Source organism: Kitasatospora sp. NPDC001660, assembly GCF_053596725.1.
Genome location: NZ_JBSFGU010000014.1, coordinates 114,932 through 131,624 on the forward strand (window position 1 = coordinate 114,932; position 16,693 = coordinate 131,624).

Here is a 16,693-nt window from a genome sequence, read left to right on the forward strand (position 1 = left end):
GCAGGACCCGGCACCCGCCCCGAGGAACGAGACGGAGCCCCGATGGCCCCCCGCCCGGCACGGTCTGCGCGCGCCGCACGGACGGCCCTGCTGACGGCCCTGCTGCTCGCCGCCGGCACCGCCTGCACCGGGACGGGCCAGGAGCCCACCGCCGAGGTCGCGCAGCCGAGCACGGCCCGCGACCGGATCGGCACCCTCTCGGTCCGCACCCCGCAGGGCCCGCGGGCCTGCACGGCGAGCGTCGTGCAGAGCCCCGGGCGCAACCTGCTGGTGACCGCGGCACACTGCGTGCAGAACCGCCGGATCGGCCTGCTGGACGGCCTGGTGTTCACCCCCGGCTACCGCAACGGCTACTCCCCGTACGGGAGTTGGCCGGTGCAGTCGATCACCGTCGACCCACGCTGGGCGGACGACGACAACCCCGAGTACGACGTGGCGTTCATCACCGTCCGCCCGGTCGACGGCCGGCAGGTCGAGGACGCCGTCGGCGGCAACCCGGTCGGCACCGACCAGGGCTTCGGGCTGGACGTCTCGGTGACCGGCTACCCCAACGAACGCGACGAGCCGATCACCTGCTCGGTCCGGACCCGCTCGCAGAGCCCCACCCAGGAGCGCTTCGACTGCGGCGGCTACACCGACGGCACCAGCGGCAGCCCGTGGGTCACCCCGGCCGGGACGGTCGTCGGCGTCATCGGCGGCTACCAGGAGGGCGGGGACACCCCCGACACGTCGTACAGCGTCACCTTCGACGGCCGGGTCGCCGAGCTGTACCGGCAGGCGACCGCCTGAGCGCCCGGGTGTGACGGACGCAACAACACGAAGGCCCCCCGGTCATCCGAGGGGCCTTCGCTCTGAGCAGTCACCGGGCGCACCCGGCGCAGCTCCCGCATTTGGACTCGAACCAAAAACCTGCCGGTTAACAGCCGGCTGCTCTGCCAATTGAGCTATGCGGGATCGCGGTACTCAACTCCCGTACCACGGACGGGAAAACGCACCCCGAGGGGTGCTTCCCGAGCTCCCCCAATTGGACTCGAACCAATAACCTGCCGATTAACAGTCGGCTGCTCTGCCAATTGAGCTATGGGGGATCGGCTTCCGCTTCGGCTCCCGGTTTCCCCGGCTCCTCGGCGTTCGCTGCGGGACATACATTAGCGCACTCGGGGGGGTGGTCCGCCAATCGCTTTCCCCGGCCGCCCCGGGCCCCCGCCCGGCGCGCCCCGCGCGCGCCCGGCACACCCCCCGGGGATGCTGGGGACACAGACGGTTCACCGTCCCGACGGACGGGTAGGGCAATGCGGCAGAAGGCCGCCAGGAGAGGGTGGAATCCGATCATGTGGAAGCTGTCGTTGGCCGTCGGACTCGCGGCCGGCTACGTCCTGGGCTCCCGGGCCGGGCGTCAGCGCTACGAGCAGATCGCCAAGGTCACCCGGCAGATCGCCCGGAGCCCCAAGGTCCAGGGGGCGGCCGACCGGGCCAGGCACCAGGCCGGCGCGGTGGCCGGGAAGGCCGCCGGCGCGGTCGCGGACAAGGTCGGCGACCGGCTGCCGAACGCCGTGACCGACCGGGTGCCGTACTTCAACCGGGCCCGCTCGCAGGACGACGACTGGGGTACCTTCCGGCCGTGACACCAGGGTGAAGCCCGGATGGCCGCGCCCCGAGGTACCGAACGGGCAAAGCCCTCCCGGTCCGAACGCGCCCCGGGCCGGGCTGAGGCATGATCTCGACATGGCCATCGTCGCGGGGATAGACAGCTCGACCAGTCGCACCCGGATCGTCGCGTGCGACACCGAGACCGGTGCCGTGCTGCGCTCCGGGAAGGCGCCCCACCCCGTACCCGAGAACGCCGAGACCCGGGCCGGCGAGGCCGACCCGCAGCTCTGGCTGCACTCGCTCGGCGACGCGGCCGCCGGCGGCCTGCTGGAGGGCGTCCGCGCGATCGGCGTCAGCGCGCAGCAGCACGGCATGATCGGCCTCGACGCGGGCGGCGTGCTGGTGCGGCCCGCGCTCCTCTGGAACGACCCGCGCTCCAGCGGTGCCGCCGCCAAGCTGCTCGACGCCCTCGGCGGCCCGGCCGCCTGGACCGCCGCGATCGGCGCCGTCCCGGGGCCGGCGTACACCATCGCCAAGCTGCGCTGGCTGGCCGAGTTCGAGCCCGCCAACGCCCGTCGGGTGGCCGAGGTGCTGCTGCCGCACGACTGGCTGGTCTCCCAGCTGCTCGGCAGCCCCAAGCGCCGCACCACCGACCGGGGCGACGCGTCCGGCACCGGCTACTGGTCCCCGATCACCGGCGAGTACCGGCAGGACCTGGTGAAACTCGCACTCGGCCACGAGCTCAGGCTGCCCGACGTCCTCGGCCCCGCCGAGCCCGCCGGGCACACCCCCGAGGGCCTGCTGATCTCGGCCGGCACCGGCGACAACATGGCCGCCGCGCTGGGCCTCGGCCTCGGCCCCGGCGACGCGGTGGTCTCGCTGGGCAGCACCGGGACGATCTTCGCGGTGCACGACCGGGCCGTCGTGGACGCCACCGGGCTGCTCTCCTCCTTCGCCGACGCCACCGGCCGGCACCTGCCGATGGTCGCCACCCTGAACGCCGCCCAGGTGCTCCGCTCCACCGCCGCGATGCTCGGCCAGGACCTCGACGGCCTCAGCGACCTCGCCCTGCACTCCTCCCCCGGCGCGTACGGACTCGTCCTGCTGCCCTACCTGGAGGGCGAACGGACGCCCGCCCTGCCGCACGCGGCCGGCACGCTGACCGGCCTGCGGGCCGAGTCGATGGCTCCGCAGCACCTGGCCCGGGCCGCCGTCGAGGGCATGCTCTGCAACATCGCGGACGCCCTGGACGTCCTGCGCGCCCAGGGCGTGGAGATCAAGCGGGTGTTCCTGCTCGGCGCCGCCGGGCGGCTGCCGGCCGTCCGGCACGTGGCCCCGCTGGTGTTCGGCGTCCCGGTCGTGGTGCCTCCACCGGGCGCCCACGCCGCCCGCGGGGCCGCCCGGCAGGCCGCCTGGGCGCTGGCCGGCACCCCCGAGCCGCCGGTCTGGGAACTGCCGGAGGCCGAGACCGTCGGGCCCGAGGGCGACCAGGACCTCGCGATCGGCTCCGCGGTGCTCCGCCAGTACCGGGCCGCCCGCGAGCGGACCCACCCGGAGACGGCCGCCTGAACCGCCTGAGCCACCCGAGCCGGCCGGACCCGGCATTCGCCGGATGAAGGTGCGTCAGCCCGCCCCCGGTGGCAGCGTGGGACGGGACACGGCCACCCGAGCGAAGGGCGACAGGCACCCATGGCGCTGCACAAGGGGGCCGGCGACGACCGCCGGCTGAGCATCAATCCGTTCGTGGGCACCGCCGACCCGCTCGGCTCGATGGAACTGGCGCCGCCGCTGCACCGCCTCGCGGACGGCCCCGTCCCGGCCGAAACCGCCTACCAGCTGATCCACGACGAGCTGATGCTGGACGGCAACGCCAGGCTCAACCTGGCCACCTTCGTCACCACCTCGATGGAGGCGCAGGCCACCCGGCTGATGACCGAGTGCCTGGACAAGAACATGATCGACAAGGACGAGTACCCGCAGACCGCCGAACTCGAACGGCGCTGCGTGGCGATCCTCGCCGACCTGTGGCACACCCCCGACCCGGACAGCGCCGTCGGCTGCTCCACCACCGGCTCCAGCGAGGCCTGCATGCTGGCCGGCCTCGCGCTCAAGCGCCGCTGGATGCGCCGCAACGCCGAACGCTACGCGGCCGGAGCCCGGCCCAACCTGGTGATGGGCATCAACGTCCAGGTGTGCTGGGAGAAGTTCTGCAACTTCTGGGAGGTCGAGGCCCGCACCGCCCCGATGGAAGGCGAGCGCTTCCACCTCGACGCCGCGCAGGCGGTCGCGCTGTGCGACGAGGACACCATCGGCGTGGTCGGCGTCCTCGGCTCCACCTTCGACGGCTCCTACGAGCCGATCGCGGACATCTGCGCGGCCCTGGACGAGCTCCAGCGACGCACCGGCCTCGACGTCCCGGTGCACGTGGACGGCGCCTCCGGCGGCATGGTGGCGCCCTTCCTGGACCCCGACCTGGTGTGGGACTTCCGGCTGCCCCGGGTCGCCTCGATCAACTGCTCCGGCCACAAGTACGGGCTGGTCTACCCCGGTGTCGGCTGGACGCTGTGGCGGGACGGGGAGGCGCTGCCGGAGGAACTGGTCTTCCGGGTCAACTACCTCGGCGGCGAGATGCCCACCCTCGCGCTCAACTTCTCCCGGCCCGGCGCCCAGGTGGTCGCGCAGTACTACGCCTTCCTGCGGCTCGGCCGGAACGGCTACCGAGCCGTCCAGCGCGCCTGCCGGGAGGTCGCCACCTACCTGTCCGGGGAGATCGGGAAGCTCGACGGCTTCCGGCTGCTCACCCGCGGCGACCAGCTGCCGGTGTTCACCTTCACCACGGACGACGGCGTCCCCTTCGACGTGTTCGACGTCTCGCGCCGGCTGCGCGAGCGCGGCTGGCAGGTGCCCGCGTACACCTTCCCGGCGAACCGGGAGGACCTGTCGGTGCTCCGGATCGTCTGCCGCAACGGCTTCTCCCGGGACCTCGCCGACCTGCTGCTGGCCGACCTCGGCCGGCTGCTGCCCGAGCTGCGGCGCCAGCCCGTCCCGCTGAAGGAGCTCGGGATGCCGGCCCGGACGGGGTTCCACCACTGACCCGCACAACGGCCACGGCGGGGAGGGCGCGCTGGAGCGCCCTCCCCGCCGTGCGTCCCGGTGCGTCCGGGGCAGCCTCCCCCCGCGAGGCTGCCCCGGACCGTGGGGGAACCGGGACCTGGGTGTCGGACGGACGACCGACAGACGATCAGTGTCCGAACGAAGCGTCCGGCGGGCGAACCGCACCGGCGAGAGAACTGTGCACGACGGAGGCATGAATGTTCGAGTGTCTCCGGCGGTTGTGAGACACTTCGGACCGTCTCAGCGCCAGGACCTGGGGTTTGGGACGGCCGAACGATGAAGTTGGAGAAGCGGAGACACCCGAACGGCCCGGGGTCGGAACCCCTTCCACCCCTGGCGCTCCCACCGATCGGCCCGATCCCCCGTCTCGAATGCATGGAAGGGCCGCATGGGTTCCGCCTGGAAGCAACTGCCCGAGGAGTTGACCGGGCCCGCCCGGGGCCTGGCCGAGGAACTGCGCACGCTCAAGGACGCCGCCGGACTCTCGCTGTCCGAGCTGGCCACCCGGACCCACTACAGCCGGGCCTCCTGGGAGCGGTGGCTGAACGGCAAACGGGTCATCACCGAGCAGGCCCTGAACGCGCTGATCGGGGCGGTCGAGTGCGACGGGCCCGCCCTGCGGGCGCTGTGGCAGCAGGCCGTGACCGGGCCTGCGGACGGGAATGCGGACGGGAACGGGGACACCGGCGCGGACGGTACGGACGCCGAGGCGTCCACCGAGTCCCCGGCGGACACGCCGGAGGTTCCGGCCGATCCGGACGGACCGGACGCCGCGGAGCCGGTGGAGGCCGCGACGGACGGCGAGCCCGCGCCCGCCGCGGCCTGGTGGCGGCGCCCCGCGCCGCTGCTGGCCTGCGCGGCCGTCGTGGCCACCGTGCTGGTGCTGGTGGGACTGCGCGCCACCCGGCACGACGAACCGTCGGCGCCAGCGGCCGGGCCGGGCACCGTCACCGCCCCGGCGGCCGGGCCCATCAAGCCCGCCTCGTCCAACCTCACCTGCCAGGCGATGGGCTGCGCGCACCGGAACCCCCAGGACTACCTCTGCGGCCAGGACGCCCGCACACTGCAGACCGACGTCATCGGCAAGGTGGTCATCTACCTCCGCTACAGCCAGAAGTGCCAGGCCGCCTGGGCGGCGATCAACGAGGGCCAGCCGCAGGACTACGCGACCATCACCAGCAGCACCGGCGAGAGCGAGCAGGCGCTGATCCACTACGGCTACGACAACTACTCGTTGATGCTGAACGCCGCGGACCCGACCGTCACCTTCCAGGTCTGCGGGTACCAGCCCGAGGGCAACCGGTGCATCGCGCCGATCTCCAACCTGGCCGGCGTGGTCGCGTCCACGCCGATCCCGACCGGGCCCGCCTCGCCGCCCCCAGGGGCCACCGCCGGCCCGTCCACCACCGCCGGCCCGTCCACCACCGCCGGCCCGTCCACCGCCACGGCCACCGCCTCGGCCACCTCGTAGCCGGGGCACTCAGTCGAGGTACCCGCGCAGCTGCGCGGCGAAGGCGTGCTCGCGGAGCTTGACCAGCGTCTTCGACTCGATCTGGCGGATCCGCTCCCGCGTCACGCCGAACACCGCGCCGATCTCCTCCAGCGTGCGCGGCCGCCCGTCGTCCAGCCCGTAGCGCAGCTGGACCACCTGGCGCTCGCGCTCGCCGAGGGTGGCCAGCACCGCGTCCAGGTGCCGGCGCAGCAGGAGGAAGGCCGCGGACTCGGCGGGCGACGCGGCGTCGGCGTCCTCGATCAGGTCCCCGAGCGCGACGTCGTCCTCCTCCCCCACCGGCGTGTGCAGCGAGATCGGCTCCTGGGCCAGCCGGAGCAGCTCGCGCACCCGCTCCTCGGTCAGCTCCAGCGCGGCCGCGATGTCGGCCGAGCCCGGCTCGACGCCGCGCTCCTGGAGCAGCGCCCGCTGCACCCGGACCACCCGGTTGATCAGCTCGACCACGTGCACCGGCACCCGGATCGTCCGGGCCTGGTCGGCCAGCGCCCGGCTCATCGCCTGCCGGATCCACCAGGTCGCGTAGGTGGAGAACTTGTAGCCGCGCGCGTAGTCGAACTTCTCCACCGCCCGGATCAGGCCGAGGTTGCCCTCCTGGACCAGGTCCAGCAGGGTCAGCCCGCGGCCGACGTAGCGCTTGGCGACGGACACGACGAGGCGCAGGTTCGCCTCGATCAGGCGGCGCTTGGCGATCCGGCCCATCACCACGAGGGCGTCGAGCTCGTCGGCCGGCGGGTCGGTCGGCCGGGGTTCGCGGCCCAGCCGCTCCTCGGCGAACAGACCGGCCTCGATCCGGCGGGCCAGCTCCACCTCCTCGGCGGCGTTGAGGAGCCGGATCCGGCCGATCTCGCGGAGGTACTGGCGGAGCAGGTCCGCGGCCGAGCCGGCGGTGTCGGGTCCCGCGCGGACGTCGGGCTCCTCGTCCGGGCTCTCGTCCGCTGCCCCGTGCCCGTCGGGGTCGGTTTCGGCGTCCGGGGATTCGGGGTGGCCCTCCGGCAGGCCCTGGGCGGGGACCCGGGCGCCGGCCGGGGGCGGGGCGCCGGCCCGGCCGTGGTCGGCCTCCTCGCAGGGGCGCGGCGCCGGGTCGGCGGCCGGTGCGGGGGCGGTCGGTGCGGTGGGGTTCGGTCTGGCGGTCGGGTTGGACGTCGCGACAAGGCCTTGGTCCACGGGCATCCCCTCGGGGCGGGCGCGACTCTGGCGGACCCGCGCTGTACGGAGGTGGGACGCCCTCCAGTGTGCGGTACGCCACGCTCCGTGGCCGAGACTCGTGCGCCGACTTTCTGGGCGCACCGTCCGGGGCCGCGTCAGAGCGCCGCGGCGCCCCGGCTGCGCAGCTGCTGCCCGTACTGCTGGAGCTGCCACAGCTCGGTCTGCACCGCGTGCTGCTGCTCCGCGTCGGCCCGCGGACCGAGCCGCTGGAGGTACGCCCGGACCTCGGCGATCCGCCGGTCGACGGCCAGCAGGCGCAGTTTGACCAGGAACTCCCCCGCGTAGACGGCGTCCGCCTTGCGGCGCGAGCGCACCGGCTCCACGGTCAGCTCGGTCACCAGCGAGCGCACCCGGTCGTCCGGGGACGCCTCGCGCACCGCGCTCGTGAAGTCCGGCAGGCCCGCCCCGTACGCGGCGCCGCCGGCCTTGGCGATCGCCTGCCGCACGGCCGCGTACGGCGGGGTCGGGAACTCGTCCTCGCCGTAGTGGTCGAAGGCCGGGCTGACCAGGTCCGGGTGCTGGAGGGCCAGCTTGAGCAGCTCGCGCTCCACGAACTGGGCCGGGTCGCGCGGGTTCAGCACGAAGGCGGGCCGGGCCGGGCGGGCGGGCTCGGGCTCCGGGCGGCGCTGCGCGGCGCCGCGCGGGTTCTGCTGGCGCTCGCGGTCCCAGCGGGCGAGCTGGGAGACCCGGCGGACGACGAAGGGCTCGTCCAGGATGCCGAGCATGCCGGCCAGGCGGACGGCGTACTCGTGCTGGATCGAGCGGTCCTTGATCTTGGCGACGATCGGGGCCGCCTCCTCCAGCGCCGCCGACCTCCCCTCCGGGGTGTCCACCCGGTGCCGGGCCACGACCGAGGTCAGCGCGAACTCGAACAGCGGGACCGGGTTGTCGATCAGCTCGCGGACCGCGTCGTCGCCCTTGGCCAGCCGCAGCTCGCACGGGTCCATGCCGCCCGGGCTGACCGCGATGGAGGTCTTGGCGGCGAACTTCTGGTCGTCCTCGAAGGCGCGCAGGGCGGCCTTCTGGCCTGCCGCGTCGCCGTCGAAGGTGAAGACCGTCTCGCCGCGGTACTGCGAGGTGTCCATCAGCAGCCGGCGGATGATCTTGATGTGGTCCTCGGCGAAGGCCGTGCCGCAGGTGGCCACCGCCGAGGTGACGCCCGCGAGGTGGCAGGCCATCACGTCGGTGTAGCCCTCGACCACCACCGCGCGGCCGGACTTGGCGATCTCCTTCTTCGCCAGGTCGATGCCGTACAGCACGTGGGACTTCTTGTAGACCGGCGTCTCGGGGGTGTTGAGGTACTTCGGACCGTTGTCGTCCTCGCGCAGGCGTCGGGCGCCGAAGCCCACGACCTCGCCCGCGATGTCCCGGATCGGCCAGACCAGCCGGCCCCGGAAGCGGTCGATCAGACCACCGCGCTGACCCTGCGAGGCGAGGCCGCCGAGCAGGATCTCCTTGTCCGTGAAGCCCTTGCCGCGCAGGTAGCGGACGAGGTGCTCCCAGCCGGCCGGGGCGTAGCCGACGCCGAAGGTCCGGGCGGCCTCCTCGTCGAAGCCGCGCTCGGCCAGGAAGCGGCGGCCGATCTCCGCCTCCGGCGAGGCCAGCTGCTCCTGGTAGAACGCGGCGGCCACCTTGTGCGCCTCGACCAGGCGGGTGCGCTCGCCCTGCTGGTGGCGGGGGCTGTACCCGCCCTCCTCGTAGCGCAGGGTGATGCCGGCCTGGGCGGCCATCCGCTCGACTGCCTCAGCGAAGGTGAAGTGCTCGATCTTCATCAGGAAGGCGATCGTGTCGCCGTTCTCCTGGCAGCCGAAGCAGTGGAAGACGCCCTTGGAGGGGTTCACGTAGAAGGAGGCGGACTTCTCGTCGTGGAAGGGGCACACGCCCTTGTACTCGCCGCCGCCACCGTTGGTCAGCTGTACGTAGTCGCCGACCACCGCATCGATCGGCAGTGCGCCTCGCACCGCCTGCACGTCTTCGTCCCTGATCCGCCCGGCCACCCCGGAAGTCTACTGGGGTGGCCGAGGTTTCCGGCGGGAGTGCTTGCCCGCCTCCTTCCCCCTACGTCCAGGCGGCACCGACGAGTTTGGCGTGGAGGGCCAGGGCCGAGGCGTCGGTCAGGGTGGCGATCTGGTCGATGACCGTTCGCAGGGCCGCGCGGTCGTCCTCGGCCTCGCGGTAGAGGGCGGCGAAGACCGGGTCGAGGCCCTCGGGGGCGCGCTGGGTCAGCACGTACGCCAGCTCCGCGATCACGATCCGCTGGCGGGCCCGCAGCTGGGCCTGCTCGTCGCGCTGCATCACGTAGCGCACCGCGACCGCCTTGAGCACCGCGCACTCCAGCCGGACGTCCCGCGGCACCACCAGCTCGGCCGCGTACCGGGTGAGCCGGCCGGGGCCGTAGCGGGCCCGGGTGGCCTGTTCGGCGGCCAGGCAGAAGCGGCCGATCAGCTGGCTGGTGAGGTCCTTGAGCCCGGCCCGGGCGCGCGCGGTGCCGTCGTACGAGCGGGGCCACCACTCCTGGGCGAGCAGCCGGTCGAGGGCGGCGGCGAGCTCCTGCGGCGCGGCGTCGGAGGCGTAGCGCTCGGCGACCTTGAAGAGTTCGGCGCGCTCGCTCGGCGCGCGCAGTGCGGCCGGGTCGATGTGGCCGGCCTGGAGGCCGTCCTCGACGTCGTGGGTGGAGTAGGCGACGTCGTCGGACCAGTCCATGACGGTGGCCTCGAAGCACTTGCGCCCGGCCGGGGAGCCGGCCCGCAGCCAGCGGAAGACCGGCAGGTCTTCGGCGTAGACGCCGTACTTGGGCGAGTCCGGGTCGGCGGGGTGGGCACCACGGGTCCACGGGTACTTGGTGGCGGCGTCGAGGGCGGCGCGGGTCAGGTTGAGGCCGACGCTGCGGCCGGGCCAGGGGGCGAGCCGGGCGGCGGGCGGCTCGCCCTGCGGGGCGAAGCGCTTGGGTTCGAGCCGGGTGAGGATGCGCAGGGACTGCGCGTTGCCCTCGAAGCCGCCGCAGGCCTCGGCGGCCTGGTCGAGGGCCTCCTCGCCGGTGTGGCCGAAGGGCGGGTGGCCGATGTCGTGGGCCAGGCAGCCGGCCTCCACGAGGTCCGGGTCGCAGCCCAGGGCCGCGCCCAACTCCCGCCCGACCTGGGCGCATTCGAGGGAGTGGGTGAGGCGGGTGCGGGGGAAGTCACTGCGCATCGGGGCGACCACCTGCGTGGTGCCGGCCAGGCGGCGCAGCGCGGCCGAGTGCAGCACCCGGGCGCGGTCGCGCTGGAACGCCGTGCGACCGGGGCGCTTATCGGGTTCGGGGACCCAGCGGGCCTCCGCGGCGTGGTCGTACGGGATCGGGGCGGCGGCGGGGCGGTGCGCGGTGTCGTCCATATATGAGTCACCGTACGCCGCGCCTCCGACACGCGGGGTGTGCCGCGCGCTAAGGGGCGCGGGCCGGGGCGTGAATCCTTTGCGTACGCGCCGTTTCCCGCCGTTCAGCCCTTGACAGCTTGGAGGACGGCTGCAGCGACCGCCTCCTGGCCCTTGGCATTCGGGTGGATCGCCGCCAGGCCCGGGGCCGGGAGGGGCGGCTCGATCCAGCGGGACCCGCCGGCGCACATGTCGTGCCCTGCGGACGGGGTGGCGGCGTCCACGAAGACCGCGCCGGCGCTCTCCGCGCGGCTGCGGAGCATGCCATTGAGCTGCTGTTCCTTCTCGACCAGGAACCCGAGGTCGGCGGGGGCGAGGGTGCTGCCGAGCACCGGCAGGCAGCTCGCCGGGTCGGCGGGCAGCAGGGCCGGGTAGCCGACCACGTACACCCGGGCCTGCGGGGAACGGCGTTTGATCTCCCGCAGGGCCTGGCCGAGCCGTTCACCGGCCGCGTCGACGCCGCGCTGCACCTGGTCGGTGCCGTCGGCGGCGTAGTGGTCGCGGCAGGGCGAGGCCGCGCGCTCGCCGCCGACGAGGCCCTTCACCGCGTCCACCAGGTTCTCCTTGGCGCACTGGGTGACGACGTCCGTGAAGCCCGCGTCGTTGCCGCCGATCCCGACCGTGACCAGCCTGGTGGCCGGGGTGAGCGCGTCCAGCTGGGGCGGGTTGGCGCCGGCATCGGTCTGCTGGGGGCGGGTGAGGTCGCCGGTGCGGGCGCCGCTGCAGCTGACGTCCTGGAACTGGCCGGGCGCCAGCCCGAGCGCCTTCGCCACCAGGGACGGGTAGTTGACCGCGGAGCGGGCGCAGCCCCTCGGGTCGCCCACCTGCGGGGCGATCTTGATGCCGGCGGTGTACGAGTCCCCGAGCGCCACGTACGGGCCGGCGGGCGTCGGGGTCGGGGCGGGTGTCGGCGTCGGCGTGGAGGTCGGGGTCGCCGAGGCCCGGGCGGGCAGCGCGCCCGCGAAACCCTTCCCGGACCCGCCGTCCGAGCCGCTCCCGGCGCTGCAGGCGGCGAGCAGCACCGCGGCCAGCCCGGCGGCCGTCACGGCGGCGGCCGGGCGTGTGGTCATCGGCATGGCATCCCCCCGGGGGGCAGGAGTCACGGGCGTCTCGCTGCGGCAGCCCGTCCCCCGGGCACCGCAGGGGCCAACGAACGGCGGCCGCGGATGACTCCCGCCCGGGAAGAACTACTCCGCGCCGCGCTCGTGCTCGGCCAGGAACTGCTCGAAGCGGCGGCCCAGCTCGTCCGCCGAGGGCAGGTCGGCCGGCTCGGCCAGCAGGCTCTCGCGGCCCTCCGCGCCCGCCACGGCGTCGTACTGGCCCTCCATGCCGCGGATCGCCGAGCGCAACTCGCCGTCCCCCTGGGACAGCTGCTCCTCGATGTCGGCGTGGACCTCGTCGACCCGGCGGCGCAGCCCGGTGCCCGGGAGCACCAGGCCGGTGGCGGACTGCACGGCCTCCAGGATCAGCACGGCGGCCGCCGGGTAGGCCGAGCGCGCCACGTAGTGCGGCACGTGCACGGCGAAGCCCAGGACGTCGTGCCCGGACTCGGCGAGCCGGTACTCCAGCAACGCCTGCGCGCTGCCCGGGACCTGCGCCTGCTCGAACCACTGCGGGTAGTCGGCGGCGAGGTCGAGCCGGTTGCCGTGCGGGGTCAGGCCGACCGGACGGGTGTGCGGCACGCCCATCGGGATGCCGTGGAAGTCCAGGCTCAGCCGGACCTCGAAGCGCTCCACGAGCTCGCGGACGGCGGCGGCGAAACGCTCCCACTCGACGTCCGGCTCGGGGCCGCTGAGCAGCAGGAACGGCGCGCCGGCGGCGTCGCGCACCAGCTGGAGCAGGATCTCCGGCGGGTCGTACGACGTCCAGTGGTCGCGGTCGAAGAGCATCGACGGGCGGCGCGCCCGGTAGTCCACCAGGCGGTCGTGGTCGAAGCGGGCGACGACCTGCGGCGAGCCCGTCTCCAGCAGGTGGGCCACCACCTGGCCGCCGGCCTCCCCGGCGTCCATGAAGCCCTCGAAGTGGTGGAGCAGCACGAGGCCCGCGCCGGTGTCGCGCAACTCGGCGTTGGCCGCGGCCACGGCGGCCACGCCCTGCTGATCCAGCTCGTACAGCGCCTGGAAGTCACGCACCGCGCACCCAACCCCGTTCTCTGCTCGTCCCGGCGGACCCGGCTGTTCGCCCTTCTCGTTCTCCAGCGTGCGTCGCCCCGCCGGAATTCCCGCCCGCCCGGGCGACATCGCCGGCGGCCGTCGCCGGCCGCTGCGCACCATGATCGCACCCGATCGAAAAACCGCTGGTCAGGGGTACCGCCAAGGGGGTTCAGCGGGAAGATCCGGAACGCGCCGCGCCGACCCGAGCCCCCATTCGTGTGCCGCGAAGTGACGCACCGCCTTCTGGCGGGTATCGTCCTCTCGCTGCCTCGCATCGTCGCGTCGTCATCACGTCGTCCGTAACGCCGTCGATCACGTCCCGGATCGGTGCTGGCCAGCCACCCACGACGCATCTTGCCTTCACCTGGCCGCCTGCTTCCCTTCGCGCTCTCGTTTCCTCCTCGGCCATCTCGCGGACGCACACTGTCCCCTCGCTCATCCCGCCGGACCGGTCCGTGGATCCGTGTCCGTTCCGGCACAGCGCCGCCCGCTCCGGGCCGCCGCCCCCCACCCCGCCCGCCCGGCCTCTCCGGCGTGCACACTGGGTACCTGGTGGGCGGACTCCGGACCGGGGCGAAGCCAGTCAATCGCACCCCGTGCCGCACCCCGGCGCGGGAGGCACCCTACGACCGATGAAGGACCGAAGGTTCCGTGCCCGTACCTGTCATCCTCACCGGCCGCACCGTGCGGCTGGAGCCCCTCGCCGCGCACCACGCCGAGGCCATCGCCGAGGCCGGCGCCGAGGACCGTACGACCTACGCCTTCACCCCCGTCCCGCACGGCCTGGAAGCGGCCCGCGACTACATCGCGCGCGCCCTCGCCGACCAGGCTGCGGGCCGGTCGCTGCCGTTCGCGACGGTGAACGTCGCGGACGGCCGGGTGGTCGGCTCCACCCGCTTCCTGGAACTCGACTACTGGCAGGGCCCGCTGGTCTGGCCGCCGGTGCCCGGCGTGCCCTTCGGCGACCCGGCCACGGCCGTCCCGGACGCGGCCGAGATCGGCAACACCTGGCTCTCGCCGCGGGCCCAGGGCACCGGCATCAACACCGAGGCCAAGCTGCTGATGCTGCGCCACGCCTTCGAGACCTGGGGGGTGCAGCGGATCTCGCTGCGCGCCGACGCCCGCAACCTGCGCTCGCGCGCGGCGATCGAGCGGCTGGGCGCGACCTCCGAGGGCGTCCGCCGGGCACACTCGCGCGGGCTGGACGGGGTGGTCCGGTCCACCGCGTTCTACTCGATCCTGGACTCCGAGTGGCCGGCCGTCCGGGACATCATCGAGCTGCGGATCGCCAACGCCACCTCGCCGAGCGCCCCGGATCCGGAGATCAACCAGGAGTGCCTTAGACACGGCGGCAGCGGCTCCGGCCACCTGATCACGGCCTGAGCGGGGCACCCTCGCCGGTGGCGGCGGCCGCCAGGACGTGGGCGAGGCCGGGCGGCACGGGCCGGTGGCCGCGTCCGGCCTCGACGACCGCCGAGACCGGGCGCCAGCCGCCGCGGACGCGCGTGACCGCCACCTCCCACACGGGGTGGCCGCTCGCGGCGTCGCAGATCCGGACCGCGCCCTCACGGGTGTGGACGGCCCAGCCGTCGAGCCCGGCCCGTACGCGCCGCCACTGCTCGTCGGTCCACACCACGTCGGGGACGGGGTGCGGCCGCGGGACCAGCATGTCGGCGCGGCCCCGGCCGGCCGTGACGGACCCCGGCTCCGGGAACGCCCAGGCGGGCAGCGGCTCGCGGGCCGCCGTCCAGGCGTCCGGAATGCCGGCGGCGCCGGTGTGCGCGGCGACCACTCCCCCGGTGATCGCGGCGACGGTGTCCATGTCGCCGCCGGCCGCGATCGCCTCCCACACGGCGGCCGGGTAGTCGGCGAGCCGGCGGGCGGCGCACCACAGCGCGTACGGGACGGTGTCGGCGGCGGACGTCCGGCTGCCGTTGCCGAGCATCCTCGCGGCGACCCGCAGGTCCGGCTCCGCGAGCAGGTGGAGCGCCTCGGCGAGGCCGTCGCGCACGGCGCCGTCCGGGGTGTGGTGCAGGACCTTCCGCAGGAGGCCGTCCGGCGTCAGCGGCTCGGTCCGGGCCCGGACGGCGTACGCGGCGGCCACCGCGACGGCGATGGCACCGTCGACGGCCTGCGGGTGGGTGTGCGTGATGACCGCCGTCCGGGCGGCCAGCCGGACGGCCTCGTCCACGTCGTCGGCGAGCGCGGCGCCGAGCGGGGCGACCCGCATGGCCGCGCCGTTGCCGTACGAGCCCTGGCCGTCGAAGAGTTCGGCGGCCAGCTGCTGCGCGTCGCCGCCCTCACGGATCAGCCGGAGCATCCGGTTGGCGGCCGGGCCGTAGCCGCGGTCGAAGTCGTGGCGCAGGGCGAAGGCGTAGGTCAGGTCGAAGGTGTCGACCGTGCCGCGTTCGATGTGGGCGGCGTATACCGAGCAGGCCATCTCGGTGTCGTCCGTCCATGGCCAGGAGGCGGGCGGGAGGGTGCGGGCGGCGAGGTGCGCGGCGGCGACCCCGGGGACGAAGAACTGGGCGCCGAGGGCGTCGGCCACGGAGAGGCCGACGAGCGCGTCGAACGCGGGACCCTGGTGTGGAGTGGTCATATGGCCCCAGCTCAGCGGCCGGGCCGACGTTGCGTCAACCCGTTTTGCCGGAACACCTCCCACGGGCGACGTTTCGCATACATCCGATCCTGGCGGGAAGCCCCCGGGCATGACCCGCGTGAACCCCCTCGACCCCGTCGGGCTGCTCGGCGCCGACCAGCAGCACATCGTCACCCGGGCGCAGCTGCGCCGCCTCGGGGTGCCGTCCAGCACGATCGCCCACCGGCTGCGGCCCGGCGGGCCGTGGCAGCAGGTACTGCCTCGGGTGATCTGCCTGCAGACCGGGCGGCTGACCGCACATCAACGGCTGCGCGCCGCACTGGCGTACGCGGCGCCGAAGGGGCGGGTGCCGCAGACCGGGGAGGTGCTGCTGACCGGGTTCGCGGTGCTCGCGGACGCGGGCCTGCCGAGCGCCGGACACCCGGCCGACGTCGCCGACGTCGACGTGCTGATCCCGGGGCAACGCCGGGTCGGCGACCGCGGGTTCGTCCGGATCCACCGGGCGGCCGGGCCGATGCCGAGCGGGTACGAGCGGGACGACGGACTGTGGAGCGCCACCGTCGCACGGGCGTTGGCGGATCTCGCCCCTCGCGAGACCGGGCTGCGGCGCTTCCGGGCGCTGTGCGCGGAGGCGGTCCAGCGGCGGCACTGCGAACTCGGCGAGCTGCTGGACCACTTGCTCGCCCGGCCGGGCGCGCTCGGGCAGCCGCAGGTCGCCCGGGTGGTGGAGGACCTGACGGCCGGGGTGCGGTCGGTGGTCGAGGGCGAGGCACGCGATCTGCTGCGGGACTCCGGCCTGCCGGAGCCGCTGTGGAACCCGGTGCTCTTCCTGGGCGGCCGTTTCCTCGCCGTCCCCGACGCCTACTGGCCGCACGCCTGCGTGGCGCTGGAGATCGACTCCCGGGCCTGGCACCTGCGACCGGCCGACCACGAGCGCAGCCTCGTCCGCGCCAACCGCCTCACCGCCGCGGGCCTCCCGGTCGTCCGCGCCACGCCGCTCCAGCTGCGCCGCGACCCGGCCCCGGTGCTCCACGAACTGACCGCCCTCCTCACCACCGGCCCCCACGGCCCGCACGCCAGGATCACCTGGCGCCGGGCGCAGTGAGGACG

13 protein-coding genes and 2 tRNA genes are annotated in these 16,693 nt (G+C 74.4%); 7 read left to right on the plus strand and 8 right to left on the minus strand.

All coding sequences use genetic code 11. The features are described 5' to 3' along the window. The first annotated feature begins 42 nt into the window (after window positions 1–42). Complete coding sequence (locus ACWCXH_RS17840) at window positions 43–789, plus strand: trypsin-like serine peptidase (protein WP_449802354.1); 747 nt, start codon at window positions 43–45, stop codon at window positions 787–789. 92 nt (window positions 790–881) lie between these two features. Here the strand turns inward: ACWCXH_RS17840 and ACWCXH_RS17845 are convergent. Both ACWCXH_RS17845 and ACWCXH_RS17850 read right to left on the minus strand, forming a co-directional pair. Further along, a tRNA-Asn gene (locus ACWCXH_RS17845) sits at window positions 882–954 on the minus strand. 61 nt (window positions 955–1,015) lie between these two features. After that, window positions 1,016–1,088 (minus strand) — tRNA-Asn (locus ACWCXH_RS17850). A 243-nt stretch (window positions 1,089–1,331) separates the two neighbouring features. On the opposite strand from ACWCXH_RS17850, the gene ACWCXH_RS17855 reads away from it, so the two are divergent. The 4 genes from ACWCXH_RS17855 (at window position 1,332) to ACWCXH_RS17870 (ending at window position 6,175) form a co-directional block, all read left to right on the plus strand. Further along, window positions 1,332–1,625 carry a hypothetical protein gene (locus tag ACWCXH_RS17855; protein ID WP_449802355.1) on the plus strand — a complete coding sequence of 98 codons (294 nt, stop codon included), beginning with the start codon at window positions 1,332–1,334 and terminating at the stop codon, window positions 1,623–1,625. 100 nt (window positions 1,626–1,725) lie between these two features. Continuing rightward, the gene (locus ACWCXH_RS17860) at window positions 1,726–3,159 is read left to right on the plus strand and encodes an FGGY family carbohydrate kinase (protein WP_449802356.1); all 1,434 of its coding nucleotides are present in this window, start codon (window positions 1,726–1,728) and stop codon (window positions 3,157–3,159) included. A 120-nt stretch (window positions 3,160–3,279) separates the two neighbouring features. After that, window positions 3,280–4,683 carry a glutamate decarboxylase gene (locus ACWCXH_RS17865; protein ID WP_449802357.1) on the plus strand — a complete coding sequence of 468 codons (1,404 nt, stop codon included), beginning with the start codon at window positions 3,280–3,282 and terminating at the stop codon, window positions 4,681–4,683. A gap of 409 nt (window positions 4,684–5,092) precedes the next feature. Then, a complete protein-coding gene (locus tag ACWCXH_RS17870) occupies window positions 5,093–6,175 on the plus strand; it encodes a helix-turn-helix domain-containing protein (protein ID WP_449802358.1) in 1,083 nt (360 codons plus the stop codon). A gap of 9 nt (window positions 6,176–6,184) precedes the next feature. On the opposite strand, the gene ACWCXH_RS17875 is transcribed toward ACWCXH_RS17870, so the two are convergent. The 5 genes from ACWCXH_RS17875 to ACWCXH_RS17895 all read right to left on the minus strand — a co-directional run bounded on the left by ACWCXH_RS17875 (window position 6,185) and on the right by ACWCXH_RS17895 (window position 12,963). Then, complete coding sequence (locus tag ACWCXH_RS17875; protein ID WP_449802359.1) at window positions 6,185–7,384, minus strand: RNA polymerase sigma factor; 1,200 nt, start codon at window positions 7,382–7,384, stop codon at window positions 6,185–6,187. A gap of 131 nt (window positions 7,385–7,515) precedes the next feature. Next, window positions 7,516–9,417: a DNA primase gene (gene dnaG / locus ACWCXH_RS17880; protein WP_449802360.1), complete on the minus strand. Its 1,902-nt coding sequence runs from the start codon at window positions 9,415–9,417 to the stop codon at window positions 7,516–7,518. Window positions 9,418–9,478: 61 nt separating this feature from the next. Continuing rightward, the gene (locus ACWCXH_RS17885) at window positions 9,479–10,792 is read right to left on the minus strand and encodes a deoxyguanosinetriphosphate triphosphohydrolase (RefSeq protein WP_449802361.1); all 1,314 of its coding nucleotides are present in this window, start codon (window positions 10,790–10,792) and stop codon (window positions 9,479–9,481) included. A 104-nt stretch (window positions 10,793–10,896) separates the two neighbouring features. Then, complete coding sequence (locus tag ACWCXH_RS17890) at window positions 10,897–11,901, minus strand: SGNH/GDSL hydrolase family protein (protein WP_449802362.1); 1,005 nt, start codon at window positions 11,899–11,901, stop codon at window positions 10,897–10,899. A 117-nt stretch (window positions 11,902–12,018) separates the two neighbouring features. After that, complete coding sequence (locus ACWCXH_RS17895; protein ID WP_449802363.1) at window positions 12,019–12,963, minus strand: PAC2 family protein; 945 nt, start codon at window positions 12,961–12,963, stop codon at window positions 12,019–12,021. A 672-nt stretch (window positions 12,964–13,635) separates the two neighbouring features. On the opposite strand from ACWCXH_RS17895, the gene ACWCXH_RS17900 reads away from it, so the two are divergent. Further along, window positions 13,636–14,367, plus strand: coding sequence for a GNAT family N-acetyltransferase (locus ACWCXH_RS17900; protein WP_449802364.1), 732 nt, complete (start codon window positions 13,636–13,638; stop codon window positions 14,365–14,367). Here the strand turns inward: ACWCXH_RS17900 and ACWCXH_RS17905 are convergent. Continuing rightward, window positions 14,357–15,583, minus strand: a complete 1,227-nt coding sequence (locus ACWCXH_RS17905) for an ADP-ribosylglycohydrolase family protein (protein WP_449802365.1) — start codon at window positions 15,581–15,583, stop codon at window positions 14,357–14,359. The genes ACWCXH_RS17900 and ACWCXH_RS17905 overlap by 11 nt on opposite strands. Window positions 15,584–15,692: 109 nt before the next feature. Between ACWCXH_RS17905 and ACWCXH_RS17910 the strand changes: the two genes are divergently transcribed. Next, the gene (locus ACWCXH_RS17910; RefSeq protein ID WP_449802366.1) at window positions 15,693–16,688 is read left to right on the plus strand and encodes a hypothetical protein; all 996 of its coding nucleotides are present in this window, start codon (window positions 15,693–15,695) and stop codon (window positions 16,686–16,688) included. The last annotated feature ends 5 nt before the right edge of the window (window positions 16,689–16,693 follow it).

Excerpts from the sequence above, each read along its gene's own strand:
- ACWCXH_RS17840 (WP_449802354.1), top strand. The coding sequence starts at position 43 with ATGGCCCCCCGCCCGGCACGGTCTGCGCGCGCCGCACGGACGGCCCTG.
- ACWCXH_RS17855 (WP_449802355.1), top strand. The coding sequence starts at position 1,332 with ATGTGGAAGCTGTCGTTGGCCGTCGGACTCGCGGCCGGCTACGTCCTG.
- ACWCXH_RS17860 (WP_449802356.1), top strand. The coding sequence starts at position 1,726 with ATGGCCATCGTCGCGGGGATAGACAGCTCGACCAGTCGCACCCGGATC.
- ACWCXH_RS17865 (WP_449802357.1), top strand. The coding sequence starts at position 3,280 with ATGGCGCTGCACAAGGGGGCCGGCGACGACCGCCGGCTGAGCATCAAT.
- ACWCXH_RS17870 (WP_449802358.1), top strand. The coding sequence starts at position 5,093 with ATGGGTTCCGCCTGGAAGCAACTGCCCGAGGAGTTGACCGGGCCCGCC.
- ACWCXH_RS17875 (WP_449802359.1), bottom strand. The coding sequence starts at position 7,384 with ATGCCCGTGGACCAAGGCCTTGTCGCGACGTCCAACCCGACCGCCAGA.
- ACWCXH_RS17885 (WP_449802361.1), bottom strand. The coding sequence starts at position 10,792 with ATGGACGACACCGCGCACCGCCCCGCCGCCGCCCCGATCCCGTACGAC.
- ACWCXH_RS17890 (WP_449802362.1), bottom strand. The coding sequence starts at position 11,901 with ATGACCACACGCCCGGCCGCCGCCGTGACGGCCGCCGGGCTGGCCGCG.
- ACWCXH_RS17905 (WP_449802365.1), bottom strand. The coding sequence starts at position 15,583 with ATGACCACTCCACACCAGGGTCCCGCGTTCGACGCGCTCGTCGGCCTC.
- ACWCXH_RS17910 (WP_449802366.1), top strand. The coding sequence starts at position 15,693 with ATGACCCGCGTGAACCCCCTCGACCCCGTCGGGCTGCTCGGCGCCGAC.